Raw genomic sequence first — 15,855 nt, forward strand, 5'->3', positions numbered from 1 at the left:
CATGTCAGTAGCGGCCCTTGAGGCCCAGGATGGGCAGCGCGATGGGCAACCCCACGGGGCTCTTGGTGAGGGCGCCCGTGAGGCCCCCCACTGGCGAGTACTCGTACGAGTAGTCGTAGCTGAGGACCTCCTGGTTGATCGTCACGTTGAGCATGTCCAGGTAGAGCTCGAGCGAGAACGTCTCGTAGGCCCACGCCTTGGCCAGGCGCAGATCGAACCGGAAGAAGGGCGGGAGCCGATCCACCCGGTCCAGGTCCACGCGCACCCAACGCGGCTGACCGGAGCGGTCCGTGCCCTCCACCAGGGTCCGGCTGGTGAGGTGCCCGGACTCGGGCCGGCCACTGTTGAAGTGCAGCACGCCGCCCAGGGTGAAGTTGTTGCCGAACTTGTAGCTGAGCACCAGGTTGGCCACGTGCGTCTGGTCGAAGACGTAGGGGAGATAGCCCTCGGTCTGGCCCACCGGCTCGTCGAAGGCGTTGAAGCGCGTGAAGCGCGTGAGGCGCGTGCTGCGCTGCAACGAGTACGACAGCCAGCCGAACCAGTTGCCTCCCAACGGCCGGCGGATGAGCAATTCCAGGCCGTAGGACAGGCCCCGGCTGCGGAAGTCCCCCAGGCCGCCCAGGTCGGGCACCTGCGGCGGCTGCGGCTCCTCCTGGAGGGTGCGGCGCACGACGCCCGTGCGCAGGGGGCCCGGAGGTCCCCGGGGATCGCTCGGGTCCACGGGCTCGGGCACGTCCGGGAAGGACGGTGACGAGGAGTCCTCCTCGCCGAAGGGCGTCAGCTCCACCGTGCGCAGGAGCGGATTCACGTAGCCATCCAGGCTCACGTCGAAGCCCCAGAGGCCCGTGTACTCCACGCCCGCGGAGAGCTGGAGCGCCCGCTGCAGCCCCTGCCCCAGCGCCGCGATGTCCACGATGGGCAGGCTGATGAGCGTGGTGGGCGGCTGGTGGAAGAGGCCCACGCCCCCCTTGAACGTCAGCGCCTCGCCCATCTTGCGGCGCGCCGTCACCCGAGGCTCGGCCACGAAGGCGTTGACGCCTCCCGTCAGGTGGTAGTTGTCCAGGCGCAGTCCGGACACCACCGTCCACGGCGAGTTCTCCTCGTGCCAGGTAACCTCGCCCCACAGCCCGCTGAACGTGGCGAGCGCCACGGGCAGGTCCGTGCGCATGTCGTTGAAGGTGCCCCGGCCCGCGCTGACCCGGTTGGTGAGCGACAGGTAGGCGCGCTTGCTCTCCACGTCCAGGCCACTTCTCAGCGACAGGCCCCGGCCCAGCTCGCGCTCGTAGCCCAGGCGGCCGGTGACGTTGCGCTGATCGACATCGATGATGTTGCCCCCCTCGACGGGGTCCAGACTGGACAGGGAGAAGCGATCCAGACCCGCGGTGACGCCCGTCTCCAGTTCGCCTCCCCACACCGGGTGCCGGTAGCGCAGGTCCACGCGGTGGAAGAGCACGGACTGCAGGGCGGTGGAGCCCGCGTTCGTCGTCGCCTCGGTGCCGAAGGTGTCCGAGGAGCCAAAGGCGAAGAGGCGCAGCCGCCCCGGCCCCAGCGTCTGCTCCACGCGCGCCTGGTAGTCGTAGAAGTCGAGCACCAGCTTCGAGCTGTCGGCGCCCGGGGGACTCAGGGCATTGGCCGCGAGCGCGATGAGCCAGGGCGTGTAGGACAGGCGGCCCGCCACCGAGACGTTGGTGCCAGTCGACTGGAAGGGGTACTCGATGAAGAGGCCCGCGTTGATGAAGTCCGCGTAGGCGCTGCCATGGACACGGTCATCGCGCGGGCGCGTGAGCTTGCCCTCCACCGCGCCGCCCGTGAGCCGGCCGTACGGCGTGGGCGGGTTGCCCGGGTAGAAGTCGATGGTGTCGATGAAGTCCGGGTGGATGACGGCCGGGCCCAGGAAGAGGTGGAAGAGGATGGGGACGCGGATGCCATCCAGGAAGTAGCCCGTGGCGGCCGGCTGGCTGCCTCGCACCACCGGGTACGACACGCCCGACAGCATGCTGCCCACGCCGGGCAGGAGCATCACCACGCGGAAGGGGTCTCCCAGCGTGCCGGGAATCTCCCGCAACTCCGCCTCGTGCAGCGTGACGCGCGACACCTCGGTGCGCTCGCGGTCTCCCCGGACCACCGTCTCGTAGGGGTTCACCACCAGCGGCTCCAGGCCGTACACCACCTCCAGGGACTCGCCGGAGCGCACCAGCTCCCGGAAATAGCCGGGTTTGTGTCCGGGCGCGGTGATGCGCACCGTGTGCGAGCCCGCGCCGAGCCGGGCCTCGAAGCGGCCATCCGGCCCCGTCTCCTCCGGCGCGTCCTTGAGCGAGTCGAACACGAGGCTGGCGCCGACGATGGGGCTCCGGTTGCCCTTGGTGCGCACCAGGCCCTTCAGGGTGACGGGCGGCAGGGGCGCGCCGGATTCGGACACCTCGACGGGGGCGGGCGCCTCGAAGTGGTACTCGAAGTTGAGGCGCACCGGCACCGCCACCCCGTCCACCCTCGCCGGAGAGAAGCGCAGGCCCGCGGCGGCATGGAGCGCGGCCTCGTCGAGCAGCGGGTGGGTGCCTTCCAGCAGCCGCACCTCGGACACCTCGCCCTCGGCGTCCACGAGCAGCTCCAACCGCACCGTGCCGGGCACCGGCTGGGCCGCGAGCGCCTCGGGGTAGCGCGCGGGCGAGTCCGTCACCAGCGCGGGCGGCTCGAAGCGGGGCGTGCCCCCGTCCGAGCCCCCCGGCCCCACCAGGAAGCCGCCATCCCCCTCGCGAAGCACCTCCAGTTCCTGGGACACCATGCCCGCGTCCTCCCGGACGCGCGGCGCGGTCAGCTGCTCCTGGAGGCTGCCCGGAGGGGTGGTGGGGGTGGGCAACTGCGCTCGCACCGGCATCGCGGCCAACCCCACCACGAGCCCCAGGACTCCAAGCGTCCCACTCCACCGGCCCTGCGCAACCGTCATGAATACCCGCCCCTCTGGAAAGAGGGCGCCATGACGCCGGGAGCCTCGCCAGAAGACAAGTCCCGAACGCGGCCTTGTGTGCGCTAGCGCTTCTGCAGCGCCGAGGCCACCAGGCCAATGAGCTTGAGCTGGGCACCATCCAGCTTGCGCAACGTCCGCATGAGCCGACGTAGCTCGGGCACCTCGTCGTACTCCTCCGGCGAGGCCTCGGCCGCCCAGGTCGGCACTTCACCCGTGTTGAGGCCCAACAAGGAATCCGACGGCATCCGCAGCGCGATGCACAAGCGCCGCAAGGACGGCACGCTGGGCAGCATCCGGCCCCGCTCCAGGCGGCCGTACACCTCGGTCGCCAACCCGACCCGCTCGGCCACGTCCGCTTGCGTCAACCCGGCACGCACCCGGGCCTCGCGCGCGAGCTCGCCCACGTTCGCTGCCAGCTTGCTGGTCGAAGGTTGTCCCATCGTGATTCCCTGGCCCTCGGTAAGGCGACCCATCGGGCCGGTTGATTAGGGTCGGACAGGCGTTTCGCGACAGGACAGGAGGGGTAGTTCGGAAAACCAGGGACTCTAAGAGTGCTCGATCCAACGGGGGGTTGAGCGGGTTGCATCCCGCTTGCATCCAGCGCCTCCGCTCAGAGGTGAACCCAACGCTTTGGGTGGTCTCACGAGCCAGAGCCAACAGGTGAGGGCGTGACCATTTACATCCTGTTCTTCATGGAGGACCTGTCACCTCCACCCAGAAATGACTCCGCGTGACGTCCCCGCCGCGCGTCCGGCCTCCCGCCCCCTCCAGAGGGGGGTCCGAGCGGCCTCCCCCCTCAACGCGGCACGATCCGGCGCACCTCCGTCCGCGGGAGATCCACCCGGACGAGCCAGCCCCTCGCGTCGAAGAACAGCAGCGCGTCATCCACCAGACGCGCGGCGGCACCCGGGTGGGAGCCCTCGAAGCGCAGCCGCGCGTACACGCGGCCCCCCCTGTCCAGCACTCGCAGGGTGTGGCCGGGGTTCTCCGGTGGTGCCTCCAGGAGCCCAAGCCAGGAACTCCCGAGGTGAATCTCCAACACGGGCTCCCCTGCCTCGGGCAGGGCGGGCCGGTATGCACGCATGGGCAAGACCGAAGGCACCCACTGCACCCCCGCCCCGGCGCTCGAGTTCAACGTCATCTCCCCATCCGCCCTCAGCGACAGGTGGTTGGAGGACCCGCCACCCAGCACGGTGGAGTCCAGCCCCTGACGGGAGCGGAGGGTGGGGCCTCCTGGCAGCGCATAGGACCAGCGCTCGTAAGAAGAGGATCCGTCGGGGCGCGGGTACACGCACACGGCGCTCATCAAGGAGGCATCCGCCGCGATTCCCACCACCTCGCTGCCCACCTCCCGCACCCGCCACAAGGCCCGGGGCTCGGAGGCGAGCGCGTCCAGCGCCATCACCGTGTTCCGCTCGGCCACGAACCACAGGCCGCCGTCGTACTCGCGAGCGAAGGCATCGGCCCGCAGGTCGCACCAGGGCTCGGCCCGGCGCCGGACGAGGTCCAGCCGAGACACCCGCTGGAGCTCTCCCCGGGGCGCGAGCGCCAGCGCCCGGTCTCCATGCCACGAGCGCACGAGCGAGAAGGCCGGCACGTCGAAGTGCGCCACGCATCGGCCATCGGGAGCGAGCAGCCGCGCCCCCAGCTCGCCAAGCGCCACCAGCACGCGACCGCCCGCCAGGGGCACCGCGTCATGAATGGGCCAGGGGCCGCCCGCGTCCTCGCCGAAGACCCGATTCACGGGCTCGGCGAAAGCGGAAGGGCGCTGGGAAGGCAGGGTGGGCAGGTCCGCCACGAGTACCGGGTCGCCCGACTCCTGGACGAGGCGTTCGAGTTCCCGTTTCGCCAGGGACACGTGGCCCGCGGCCCGGTCCCGCAGGAGCGCGCGCAAGGCCTGACGCAAAAGCAGCTCCCGCACCGCGCCGCCCATCTTCATGCCCACCAGGTCGCTGGCGAAGCGCTGGCGCGCCGAGGCCTCCCGGGGGCCGTCCGCGTCCAACAGCTCGAGCACCCGGGGACGCATCGCGTCGAAGCGCTCGGGAAAGGCGAGCAGCAACCGGGCCAGCGCCCGGGCGCCCTCGGTGCCACCCACCTCCACGGCCCCCTCCAGCCACACCCGGACGAGCCCCCGCGACTCCTCCACGGGCCACACCGCGTCCGCCGCGAGGAAGTAGTCTCCCGCCTGCGCGAGCACTTCGCCCCAGTGCAGCCGCAGGGCCCGCGCATCGGTGGAGTGGGTGCGCTCGAGCCGGGACACCGCGTCCGCGAAAGCGCCCGTGCGCCGGGCCACGTCCACCGCGCGCGCCACGTCCCGCGCCAACATCCACTGGCGCACCACCAGCCCTGGCGCCAGCGCCCGTCCCTCGGCCAGCTCCGCCGCGAGTTTCAGCCGCCCATGCCGCTCCAGGAAGGACACGGCCTCCTCCGCCTCCCCCAGCAGCTCGGCGAGGATGAACGCCGCCTCCTCGATGCGGCCCTCGCGCTCCATCTTCCGGAAGGCCTCGCGGTAGCGCTCGCGCAGGGCGTCATAGATGACCTGGCCGCCACCGAACACCGCCCGCCCCTGGCCCCCGCGCGGCTGGATGGACAACGACTCGCGCGGCCCCGGCAAGCCGAGCGACACGCGGGCCTGCTCCGTCAGGGCCCCCTTGCCCAGGGGAATGGCGTAGCGCAACGCCTCCTCCAGCTTGCCTTCATCGAAGAGCTCGAAGAGCCGCCGCACGTACTGGGCCTTGAGGCGGCCGAGCCACGCGCCCAGGGGCGTGGCCGTGGCGAGCCAGTGCGTGAGCCGGGAGAACAGCTCCGGTCCCCGAGAGGACGACGCCTGGCGCGCGGGTGGGGGCACGGGAGGCGCGGCGGTGCGCCGGGCCCGCCACCAGGACAGGAGCCGCGCGAACAACCCCGGGGGCGCGGCGGGTGCTCGGCCTTCCATCCGGGTCCGCAGGGCCTCGGCCTCCGGAGCGGGAGCACCCACGCCGAAGTTCGCGCGCGAGGGCGGCGCCACGAGAGCGGGAGCCACCACCGGCGGAGGAGGCGCGCCCAGCCCCACGACGGGCACCACGCTCCACCCGGACGTCTCGAGCCAGGCCGACACGTCCACCCGCCCGAAGGCCCCGGGAGGATGCACCTCCGCCGTCCCCGCGCGCACCCGCACGACGCTTCCTGGCGGAGGCGACAGGCGCTCGCGCTCGGTGGGAGACAGGGGCGCGGACCACAGGACCCCCTCCTCTTGCGTGAAGACGAGTCCCGGCGCCGCGGCGCAGTCCATGCGCACGGGCGCCGCCCACCGCAGCAGGAACCCCCCCGCGAGCGAGAACACCTCCACGCCCGGAGCCCACGCGGTCAGCACGCGCCGCCGGGCCTCGGCCTCGCCCAGCAACGCCGGCTCGAACCAGAGCGCGGCCACGACCACCCGGCCCCGGTGGACCTGCGCGCGCGGACGCACGGGGCTCATCGGGTACCTCCTGGCGTGGAGCTGAAGACGAGGGCTCGGTGCTGAAGGCTCCAGACCCCCACCAGCCCCTCCTCCGTGAGCCAGGCCAGCAGCGGAAGCGCGTGGCTGAAGCAACAGGAGCGCACGCGGCCCGGCGCCATCGTCAGCCGCTCGGGGCCCCGCTCCGTCAGCAATAAGAAGGAGCGCTGATCCTCGGCGAGCACCACCAGGCCCAGTTCCTCGGAGTCGACGGGCCAGCGAGCGAAGCCCACCACCCGCTGTCCCTCGGGCACGGCGAGCCGCGCACCGCCAACCTCATACGAGTCCCGTCCCAGCCACCACACTCCGGAGGGCTCGCGCAGCGCGAGGGGAGGTCCCGCCTTCTTGCGAGGCAGGGGCCGGCAGAGGGCGAAGTGCGCCTCGGCCGAGGGATTCTCCGTCAACCGCCGCGACCAATCCCCCAGGCAGCCGGTCAGGAAGGAGTCCGGGACGGAATCGCCCGGAAACGCCCCGCTCACGAAGAAGAGACGCCCCCGGAGCTCGGCGAGCGCGCGGACGTTCTCGAGCACGGGCCGCGCCGAGGGCGACCACGGGAGGTCCACCTGGAGCGCGTGGAGCGAGCTCCGGGCATCGAGCACCAGGGGCGTCTCCCGGCGCTGCTCATCCCACCGGCTCAGGGCCAGCAAGGGAGGCGCATCGCGGAGGGGGAGGACGAAGGGCGTATGCGCATCGAGCGTCCAGCTTCGTCCAGAGTGATGCCCCCGCAGCCCGCCATGCGCGCGGAGCAAGCCCTCGCGTTGGGTCAGCACGAGCAGTCCACCCGTGGCGCGCCAGCCGAAGGCCACGACGGCCTCGCCATCCCGGGGTTGGTAGCGCTTGGGCCTGGGCACGGTGGCGCGGGGCGAGTGGGCCAGCGCCTGAGCCGAGACAGCGCCATCCGCATGCGTCAGGAGCAGCCGCTGCCCATCCAAGGAGAAGCGCAGGAAGCGCACGGCGCTCGCGTGCGACGAGGGACGGGGCGTGGCGGAGCCGAAGGGATCCCTCAACAATCGCACGCACTGGGGCGCGGGAGGCAACTCCAACACCACCTGACGCGGGCTCCCCGCGGAAGGCCGCACCTCCACGAAGAGCCGCCGCGCCCCCGGCTCCAGCACCTCGTCCACGGCCACGCGGGACAGCCCCTCGGCACCCGGCAGCCGCGCCAGACGGGAGCCCCCCACCAGCCACACCTCGTCGGACCCATGCGCGCCCTCGAGCGCCTCGCGCCACGCGGCGAGCCGCTCCTCGGAGGGAGGCTCGGCGCTCGGGTGCTTGAGCCACGGGCCGAGCGTGGCGGCATCCACGCGCGAAGCGGGCCCCTTGTGGGGAGAGGCCTGGAGCACCCCCCAGACGAAGTCGGCGCCCGCGGCCTCGGCGCGCCGGGCGAGCACCACCAGCAGCGCCAAGTGCGCGATGCGGGGCGCGCCCAGTTGCTCCGGCCCCGCGTCCAACAAGGCCACGCAGCGGCGCCCGCTCCGGGGCTGGCGGAAGGCGGGCCGCAGATGGGCCTGCTCCCCGAAGGCGGCGCGGCGCACGAACTCGTCCGGGGCCTCCAGCGCCAGGAGCCATTCACTCATGAGCAACCGCTCGGGAGCGCCGCGCCGGGTGAGGCCGTCATAGCCCTGGGGCTCGTCCCCCTCGGCGTCTCCCCGGAGGCGCAAGGGGCCGAGCGCCGCGGCCAGCCTCGCCACGGGGCCGCCCAGCGCGAGCGACAGCTCCTCGGGAAAGAGGGCGAGGTGAGCCGCCCAGGGCCGCAGGGACTCGGGCAGGGCCGTCACGGAGCGTCCCGATTCCCCTCGCGCCATTCCTCCAGGGCCTGGCGGGAGATGGGACGCGCGGCGCCCACGGGGACGAGGTGACCCGAGCGGGGCAGGACGGCGAGCGGCGTGGCGCCCCGGGCGCGGGTGACGAGGGCGCGTTCGAGCAGCGCGGGAGCCACGTCCGGCGCGAGCGTGCACGGCAGGAGGAGCGAGGGCGCCTGGGCATCGCGGCCCAGGTAGACGACGCCCTCGGCCCAGGGCAGCGAGTCGGTGTCGCCCAGCAGCACGAGCACGCCGGGGCCGGCCACGCCGCTCCACCGGGCGAGCTGCGTGTCACTCGCCGCCAGGGCGCGCCGCGCGAGCCCCAGCGCCACCGGACCCACGCCCGCCACCGCGAGCGCGGGCAGGGGGTGGGGCCGCGCGGCCCAGACGACAGGAGGAGAGACGTCCATGCGCGAGGGCTCCTGAGCGGGATGCTCAGTACTTCGAGATGTCCACGTCTTCCAGGTAGGCCTTCTTCACGGGCACCTGGCTCTTCTTCGAGGACACGGGGACGTCCTTCTCCTTCTTCACGTCGTACCGGAGGTTCTCCGTGACGCGCTGGCCGGTCAGCAGGTTGGTGCTCACCTTGCTCGTGGTGCCCTCGAGCCGGTCCGTCTTGTCGACGTCCTCGCCGATGAACGCGAAGCGGCCCACCTTCGCGTCGTAGCGGAAGCGCAGGAGCGTGTGGGTCGTGTCCCGCGAGCCACTGAGCTGATCGATGAGGACGACGCCCTTGGCGATCTTCACCAGCCCCTCGCCCGAGCCACCGAGCGTCCCCGTGCACGTGGTGCAGTAGAGCACCTGGTTGGAGGCCCCCGCGAGCCGCAGCGCGCCTCCCTCGGAGAGCAGGGCCAGCAACGCGCGCGCCCGGTCATTCGGAACACCCTCCTCGGTACTGGCGGGCTTGTCCTCGACCAACTGGAGGAGCGTGTCCTCGCCGCCGTTCTTGTCCAGGTCTCCTTTGATCGTCTCCTCGATCGTCCACCCGGAAGGAACGAAGTCCTTGGGGGCCTGTCCCCGTTTCGGGACCCGGGACAACTCGAGGGGCTTCACCTCCTGCGCGAGCGCGGGAAGGGACATCGACAGGGACACACCCAGGAGCAGCATCTTCATTCGCATGGGACGAGCTTGCCCTGTTCGAGGGGGCGCGGGGAACGCACTCACGCGAGCACCCCGCGCACGTCCTCACGCAAGGCGCGCAGCTCCTCGGGAAGGGCCTCGGGAGCGAAGCCCGCGTCCATCTCGCGCACCACGCCCTCCAGCTTCAACCGCCACGCGGCCATGGCCTCGGCCTCCGAGCCCTCGGGCCGCGCGGCGAGCACGGCGCGCGCGGACAAGACGAGCCCCCGCGCCCGGGCGAGAGGCCCCGCGCTGGCCTCGAGGGCGGCGGCCGGAAGCGCGGCGTTCTCCGAGTGCGCGAGCAGTTCGCGCAACACATCCCGCGCGAGCGCCTGTCCCGCCTGCGTGGGCACGGCGTAGACGAGCGGCCAGAGGTCCGCCACGCCGGGAGCGCGGCGTCCGGCGAGCACCGCGGCGGCGGCCACCAGACGCTGGGCCTTCACCATGCGCCGATCGCTCAAGCCGATGCCCGCGCCGCGCAGCACGCGCAGCGCATGGGCCAGGTGGGGGCGCACGGGCGCGAGGTCCGCCTCCCGAGCCACCCGCGTCAGGACATCGAGAGCCTCGAGCGGCGCGGTGCGAGCCTCGCCGTCCAAGGCGAGCGCGGCACCACCGGCCAACAGTTCCTCCAGCCTCGGGTCGGGCACGGGCTCCACGAAGATGCGCGCGAGGAAGCGGTCGGCGAACGCGGCGAGTGCTTCCTCCTCGGGCAAGGCGTTGGAGGCGCCCACGCACACGCGCAGGGGGCAGCGCATGCGCGTGTGGCCGCGGCGGAACACCCGCTCGTTGAGCAGCCCCAGGAGCGTATTGAGGATGGCGGTGGAGCCGAGGAACACCTCGTCGAGGAAGGCCACCTCGGCCTCGGGCAACATGCCAGCCGTCTCCGTCTCCACCAGCCCCTCGCGCAACTTGCGCAAGTCCACCGGGCCGAAGATTTCCGAGGGCTCGGTGAAGCGGCCCAGGAGGTATTCGAAGTAGCCGCCCCCGAGCGCGCGCGCGGTGCGGCGCACGGCCTCGCTCTTGGCGGTGCCCGGCGGTCCGATGACGAGCAGGTGCTCACCGGCCACGGCGCACAGCGTCACCAACTCCACCATGGCCTCGCGCTCCACCAGACCGCGGCTCGCATCGGCCAGGGCCTCGCGCACACGAGAGGAGGACTCATCGAACGAGAAAGACATGAAGTACACTCTATCCGGTGAGTTCAGGTCATCGAATGCCATCCCGGGAACGAACACCCGGTGGGGGTGGACCCGGCCGGTCGGGTCTGCGTTAAGCTCCGCCCCCTGATGCGACGCGTGACGAGTCTCGGAAGCTTGGTGGTGGTGCTGTGGGCTGGGAGCTCGGCGGCGGGGCCCTGGCGTGGGTACGCCTCCGCCACCACCGGTGCCGTGCTCGATCATACCTCCGGCATTCGCGCCCAGGGTGGAGCGCTGCAGGCCTACGTGGGCGTGGAGACGCCTTTTGGACTGTCGCTCGGCCTGGTGGGCGAGGGAGCACAGACCTGGGGTGGGAACTACCAGGGACTGAAGACGGAGCTGGACTACATGTCGCTGGGCGTGGAGATGCGGCTGCGCTTCATGCGGGAGGGCGGGGTGAATCCCTGGGTGGGACTGCGCGTGGCGGGCAGCCGCTCCACGCCACTGACCTTTCCGAAGTCGCTTCCCTCCATCGAGGACATCCAAGAAGCGCCCCGGCGGATGTTGCACTCGGGGTTGAGCACGGCGCTACGACTGGGCGTGGACGCGTGGTTCGGCGAGCACCTGGGCATCACGGCCTCCACGGCCTGGCAGTGGTGCGACGTGCGCGTGGACGACATCACCACGAATCCCCCGACGCAGGCGTGCACCCAGCCGCTGCACTCCATCCTGCTCGGCCCCACGCTGCGCTTCTGAACCGTCAGCCGCCCCGGTGTCCGCGCTCGCGCGAGGCGACGAACTCGGCGACGAAGCCGAGGAACCGGGCGATGGCGCGTTCATGATCGCCGTCGCAATCGTACAGGCACTTGGCATCCCACCCGTCCGTGGGGAACTCCTGCTTCACGTCGCGGAGCCAATCACTGAACCGGCCATACTCCTCGTCGTGAAAGCCGTTCACGTCCTGGCATGCCCGGAAACCATCGATGAAGGCCACCATGCGCGCGATGTTGATCTCGCCCATGTGCAACAGCAATTGCCGCGGCATGTTGTCGCGCATGCCCATCAAATAGTCGAGCAGGAGGACTCGGCGAGGAGCCACCGGGGGATTCTCTTCGTTCATGGCGTCTTCACCTGTTCCCAGATGACTCCCTGCTTGGCGTGAAGCCGGGACAAGTAATCGGACAATCTCATTCCAAGCGGCCCTGTATAGGCATCGTAAATCAAGTCTCCGAGCTTGACGGCCACATGGTAGCCGTTTCGGGTAACAGAGGCCTGCTTCCCATTTCCAAGGTCGAAAACCATATAGGGATGTTGCTGGTTGGTCTTGAACGCGATGTATTCAGGCGCTCGTCCGAGCTTGTCGAACGCGGTGTGAATGGTACGAGCCACCTGTTGGCATCGGCCCGCGACCTGATTGGCGACAACGTAGGCCGACTGCAACTCCAGCAGCCATGCCGGTGGGGCTTGTCCCGTCTGGGCCTCGTACATCACGAGAGCGCCCGCGATGTCACCCCGGGCCAGATACGCCCACAACTTGAGCTGAAGGGAGTCCGCGCCGGCCAGCACGCTCCTCTGTGTCAGCCCCGCCACGGATGGTGGGAATCCAGCCCGCGCGGGAGTTCCCGCCACCGCGACCAGAAGTAACAATCCCAGCATCCACCCACGAACCATGCGTGCGCCCCCCTGTACACGCAGGGTACTCGTCTCCTCATTCCTCCACCAGAGAGCCCCCGCTCACTGCTCCAGGGGCTGGAGGGTGCCCGCGCTCAGACGCGCGAAGCGCCAGAGCAGCGCGAGCGCCACGGCGGTGAGCCCCGTGCACAAGCCCCACCAGATGCCCACCACGCCCCACTTCAGGACGAAGCCGAGCAGCAGCGCCACGGGCAGGCCAATCACGTAGTGCCCCACCATGTTGGCCAAGAAGGTGAAGCGCGTCTCGCCCGCGCCACGCAGCACGCCCGCGCCCACCCCCTGCACCCCATCGGACAGTTGGAAGACGGCGCACACCATCAACAAGGGCACCACCAGGGGCCGCACCTCGAGTGGCGCGCCCATGAGGCCCGCGAGTTGGGGCGCGAAGAGCGCGTAAACCGGCGCGCACACCATCATGAAACCCGCCCCCGAGGCGAACGCCATCATCCCACTGCGCCGCGCCCGGGGCGTGTCGCGCGCGCCCACCGCCCAGCCCACCCGCACGCTTCCCGCGTTGCCAATGCCCAGGGCCATGGCGAAGGACAAGCTGCCGAAAGACAGGGCGATCTGATGCGCGCTCATGCTCTCCGGACCCATCCAGCGCGAGAGCACGCCCGCGAGCGAGAAGACGCCCACCTCGGCCGCGATGTGCGCGCCAATGGGCAATCCCACCCGCATCCCCTGGAGGATGTCCGCGCGCACCGGCCGCACCCAGGCCGCGTCTCGCTGAGTGGACGCCCCCCGCACCGCCCACGCCACGATGAGCCACTGCACGAGACACGCCAGGAGCGTGGCCATCGCCGAGCCCTTCACGCCCAGGGCGGGCACCGCGCGCAACGGTCCCATCCACGCGGGCAGACCCTCGCCACCGAAGACGAGCAGGACGTTGGCGCCCAGGTTGAGCAGGTTGGCCACCACCGTGGCCACCACCAGCACCAGGGGACGCGCCGTCGCCTGGAGGTAGGCTCGCGCGGTGATGAAGAGCAGCAGCAGGGGCAGGCTCGGAGCGCGCCAGGTGAGGTAGTCGCTCACCTGGGACAGTCCCTCGAAATCCCACCCCAGCCACGGCAGGAGCCAGGGTCCCAAAATCAGGGGCACCGCCAGCACCGAGCCCACGATCACGGCCAGGTAGCTGCCCTGCCAGAGCAGTTCCCGGGCGCGCGAGAAGTTCTTCGCCCCGAAGGCCTGGGACACCAGGGGATCCACGCCCATCATCAAGCCGATGGCGAAGCTGCTCACGGCGAAGAAGATGGCCGTGGACAGACCCACGGCGGCGAGCGCCTGGGTGCCCGCCCGGCTGACCACCGCGGTGTCCACGAAGCTCATGAGCGAATGGCCCGCCTGGGCCACGGCGATGGGCAGGGCAAGTCGCCAGAGTTCGCGGAATTCCTCTTTGTGGCTCGGCAGGGAAGCGGACGGCATGGGGCACGTGCCTATAGCGTGTTTGCGCGGACGTCGCGCGATTCTCCTCTGGCCGACGCCCCGGCCTCCGCCTCCCTGACAGGGGCCCTAACGCGGAGAGTCGAAGCGCGTGGTGGCCAGGGGCTGGGACAGCTGGTTCACGTGGGAGACGCGCACGCCCGCGTCCGTGATGGCGTACACATAGTCATCCGCCATCACGCTGCGGCGCACGCTGGGGACGTAGGTGTAGCTCCATTGGTAATAGTTGACCGTGCGGAACAAGTCGCTCATGCCGAGCGTGCCCACGGGAACGATGCCGGTGGTGGGGCTCACCCGGAAGACCCGCAGCTCGCTCGTGAAGCCGTCCCAGTAGTTCCCCCCGCTCGGCTTGCTCCAGTTCCAATCCGTGAAGGGAATGGCGAGCAGGCCCTTGGCCGCGAAGTAGTTGAAGGCCTTGTGATCGTAGAGCGCCTCGCTGCCGCTGGAGGACGTGCCCACCTGTTGCGTGAAGGCCTCGCGGGGGTGGGCCAGGTCGCTCACGTCGAAGAGCGTCACCTTGAGGGAGCGCGAGTTCCAGCTGCCATCCTCCGCCCTGTGCTCGCCAACCGCCAGCAGGTGCGTGTCGCCCAGCGGGTGCAGGTACGTGGAGAAGCCCGGCACCTTGAGCTCGCCCACCTTGCGCGGTTGTGTGGGGTCCGACAGGTCGAAGGTGAAGAGCGGATCCGTCTGGCGGAACGTCACCACGTAGCCCTTGTCGCCCAGGAAGCGCGCGCTGAAGATGCGCTCGCCCTCGGCCAGCTCCGGACTCTGGCCCAGCAGCGCCAGTTGGCTCCCTTGTTGCGCGTAGGTGGCGACGCGGCTGGACGTCTCGGTCCGGCCCCAGCGCGACGAGTCATCCTTCACCCGCCGCGTGAGCGTGGTGGCCACGCGCAGCACGCCCTCGTGCTCATCGAAGCTGAATTGATTGAGCGGCTGACCCTCGATGGTGGCGCTGGCCACGTAGTGGGCGCGGTGCGGCTGCGTCAGCTCGAACTTGTGCACATAGGAGTAGTCCGTCTGCCCCGCGTCCTCCCACCACCACCAGTGCCGCGCGCTCAGGTAGAGCGACGTGGCGGTGGCGTAGACGAGGTCCGTCTGGGCCACCAGGGTGGTGATGCCCGGGGCCTGCGTCACCGCCGCGTCCAGATCGATCGAGGCCACGGTGGCGAAGCCCAGCCGCGAGGGCGCGTTGGTCCGGTGGAAGTCCCGGCAGTCACGGTTCCACGCCACCAGGGTGCCATCCGGCAGGCGGATGCGTCCCCCCTTCAGCCAGTCCGCCAGGTTGTGCGAGCGGATGATGCGCTCGTTCTCGGCCATCAGCTTGTCGAACGCGGGCTCCATCCGCCGGGAGTCCCACCAGTTCATGCCCGAGGTCTCGGGGTACCAGCGCACGGCCGCGGGCCAGATGAAGAACTCGCGCAGCACCACGCGCGCCGAGCCTCCCGCCAGTCGCGCGTCCTGGTAGTCGCCCGGCAGGTACATCTCCCTCACCACCCGGGGCGCGGCCAGCTGCGACACATCCACCGTCGTCACCTTGGTGGAGACGTGGGCGGAATAGCCGCAGAAGCCGAGGTCCGGGCATGCGATGTCGGACATCACCCGAACCGAAGCGCCCTGCCCCGGCTGGGGCTCGTACACCACGGAGAAGACCACCACCTGATCGCCGTGCAGGAACATCTGCCGCGGATAGCCCTCCAGTTTCAGGGAGGACTCGGCCCGCAGCGACTGGGCGGGCCAGGAGCGGTGCAGGTAGAGCGTCTGTCCGGAGAGGACGAACAGGCGCGTGCCGTCGTTCTTCACGAAGTCCGCCTCGTCCACGCCGGTCACCTGGTTGTTGGTGCCCGTGTGGTTGCTCGGACCGCCCGCGCCGGAACCCGGGCTCGGGCTCGGGCTCGAATTCGAGCTATCGCCCGTGGGCGGCATGGGAGAGGACTCCGGAATACCGCCGAACAAGCCTCCCCGCGCGTACTGCTTGGAGCGCTCCAGGGTCGCGCGCATGTCGAGCACCGCGGCGTCCTCGATATAGGACTCGAGCGCCTCGCAACTGTCGAAGGACTCCAGCCGCGCGCTCATCTGCACCGGTTGGTTCTCGGGAATGACCTCTTCCTCCGACGAGCACCCCGCGACGCCCGCCAACGCGAGCACCACCCACTTCCGTCCGTTGTTGCCGTGCATGAATCCGACTCCTCGCTTCGCGTCGACTCCGACGCGCGGCGGGCATTGCCA

At 70.7% G+C, this 15,855-nt stretch carries 12 protein-coding genes; 1 reads left to right on the top strand and 11 read right to left on the bottom strand.

Annotation, left to right across the window (positions count from 1 at the left end; translation table 11 throughout):
- Nucleotides 1-4: 4 nt before the first annotated feature.
- From MEBOL_RS13885 to MEBOL_RS13915, 7 genes are all read right to left on the bottom strand, one after another.
- The gene (locus MEBOL_RS13885) at nucleotides 5-2,944 is read right to left on the bottom strand and encodes a TonB family protein (RefSeq protein ID WP_245919733.1); all 2,940 of its coding nucleotides are present in this window, start codon (nucleotides 2,942-2,944) and stop codon (nucleotides 5-7) included.
- A gap of 83 nt (nucleotides 2,945-3,027) precedes the next feature.
- Entirely contained in the window at nucleotides 3,028-3,405 is a 378-nt protein-coding gene (locus MEBOL_RS13890; RefSeq protein WP_095977879.1) for a helix-turn-helix domain-containing protein, read from the bottom strand.
- A 356-nt stretch (nucleotides 3,406-3,761) separates the two neighbouring features.
- The gene (locus MEBOL_RS13895) at nucleotides 3,762-6,422 is read right to left on the bottom strand and encodes a bpX6 domain-containing protein (RefSeq protein ID WP_095977880.1); all 2,661 of its coding nucleotides are present in this window, start codon (nucleotides 6,420-6,422) and stop codon (nucleotides 3,762-3,764) included.
- On the bottom strand, nucleotides 6,419-8,218 hold the full coding sequence (locus tag MEBOL_RS13900; protein ID WP_157774943.1) for a hypothetical protein: 1,800 nt from the start codon (nucleotides 8,216-8,218) through the stop codon (nucleotides 6,419-6,421). Before MEBOL_RS13900 ends, MEBOL_RS13895 begins: the two co-directional genes overlap by 4 nt.
- Nucleotides 8,215-8,652, bottom strand: a complete 438-nt coding sequence (locus MEBOL_RS13905; RefSeq protein ID WP_095977882.1) for a bpX5 domain-containing protein — start codon at nucleotides 8,650-8,652, stop codon at nucleotides 8,215-8,217. The genes MEBOL_RS13900 and MEBOL_RS13905 overlap by 4 nt, the downstream gene beginning before the upstream one ends.
- A 25-nt stretch (nucleotides 8,653-8,677) precedes the next feature.
- Complete coding sequence (locus MEBOL_RS13910; protein WP_170115506.1) at nucleotides 8,678-9,361, bottom strand: hypothetical protein; 684 nt, start codon at nucleotides 9,359-9,361, stop codon at nucleotides 8,678-8,680.
- A gap of 41 nt (nucleotides 9,362-9,402) precedes the next feature.
- Nucleotides 9,403-10,539 (bottom strand): AAA family ATPase, encoded by a 1,137-nt coding sequence (locus MEBOL_RS13915; protein WP_095982773.1) that lies wholly within the window; start codon nucleotides 10,537-10,539, stop codon nucleotides 9,403-9,405.
- Between the two features lie 117 nt (nucleotides 10,540-10,656).
- Here MEBOL_RS13915 and MEBOL_RS13920 point away from each other — a divergent pair, with 117 nt between their 5' ends.
- Complete coding sequence (locus MEBOL_RS13920; RefSeq protein WP_245919735.1) at nucleotides 10,657-11,253, top strand: hypothetical protein; 597 nt, start codon at nucleotides 10,657-10,659, stop codon at nucleotides 11,251-11,253.
- Nucleotides 11,254-11,257: 4 nt separating this feature from the next.
- On the opposite strand, the gene MEBOL_RS13925 is transcribed toward MEBOL_RS13920, so the two are convergent.
- The 4 genes from MEBOL_RS13925 to MEBOL_RS13940 all read right to left on the bottom strand — a co-directional run bounded on the left by MEBOL_RS13925 (nucleotide 11,258) and on the right by MEBOL_RS13940 (nucleotide 15,804).
- Nucleotides 11,258-11,617 (bottom strand): hypothetical protein, encoded by a 360-nt coding sequence (locus tag MEBOL_RS13925; protein ID WP_095977884.1) that lies wholly within the window; start codon nucleotides 11,615-11,617, stop codon nucleotides 11,258-11,260.
- The gene (locus MEBOL_RS13930; RefSeq protein ID WP_218920903.1) at nucleotides 11,614-12,153 is read right to left on the bottom strand and encodes a papain fold toxin domain-containing protein; all 540 of its coding nucleotides are present in this window, start codon (nucleotides 12,151-12,153) and stop codon (nucleotides 11,614-11,616) included. The genes MEBOL_RS13925 and MEBOL_RS13930 overlap by 4 nt, the downstream gene beginning before the upstream one ends.
- Nucleotides 12,154-12,231: 78 nt before the next feature.
- Complete coding sequence (locus MEBOL_RS13935) at nucleotides 12,232-13,611, bottom strand: MATE family efflux transporter (protein WP_179956415.1); 1,380 nt, start codon at nucleotides 13,609-13,611, stop codon at nucleotides 12,232-12,234.
- Nucleotides 13,612-13,698: 87 nt separating this feature from the next.
- Nucleotides 13,699-15,804 (bottom strand): beta-propeller domain-containing protein, encoded by a 2,106-nt coding sequence (locus tag MEBOL_RS13940; protein ID WP_095977887.1) that lies wholly within the window; start codon nucleotides 15,802-15,804, stop codon nucleotides 13,699-13,701.
- Nucleotides 15,805-15,855 lie beyond the last annotated feature (51 nt).

The sequence above is a fragment of the Melittangium boletus DSM 14713 genome (assembly GCF_002305855.1).
Lineage (GTDB): Bacteria > Myxococcota > Myxococcia > Myxococcales > Myxococcaceae > Cystobacter > Cystobacter boletus.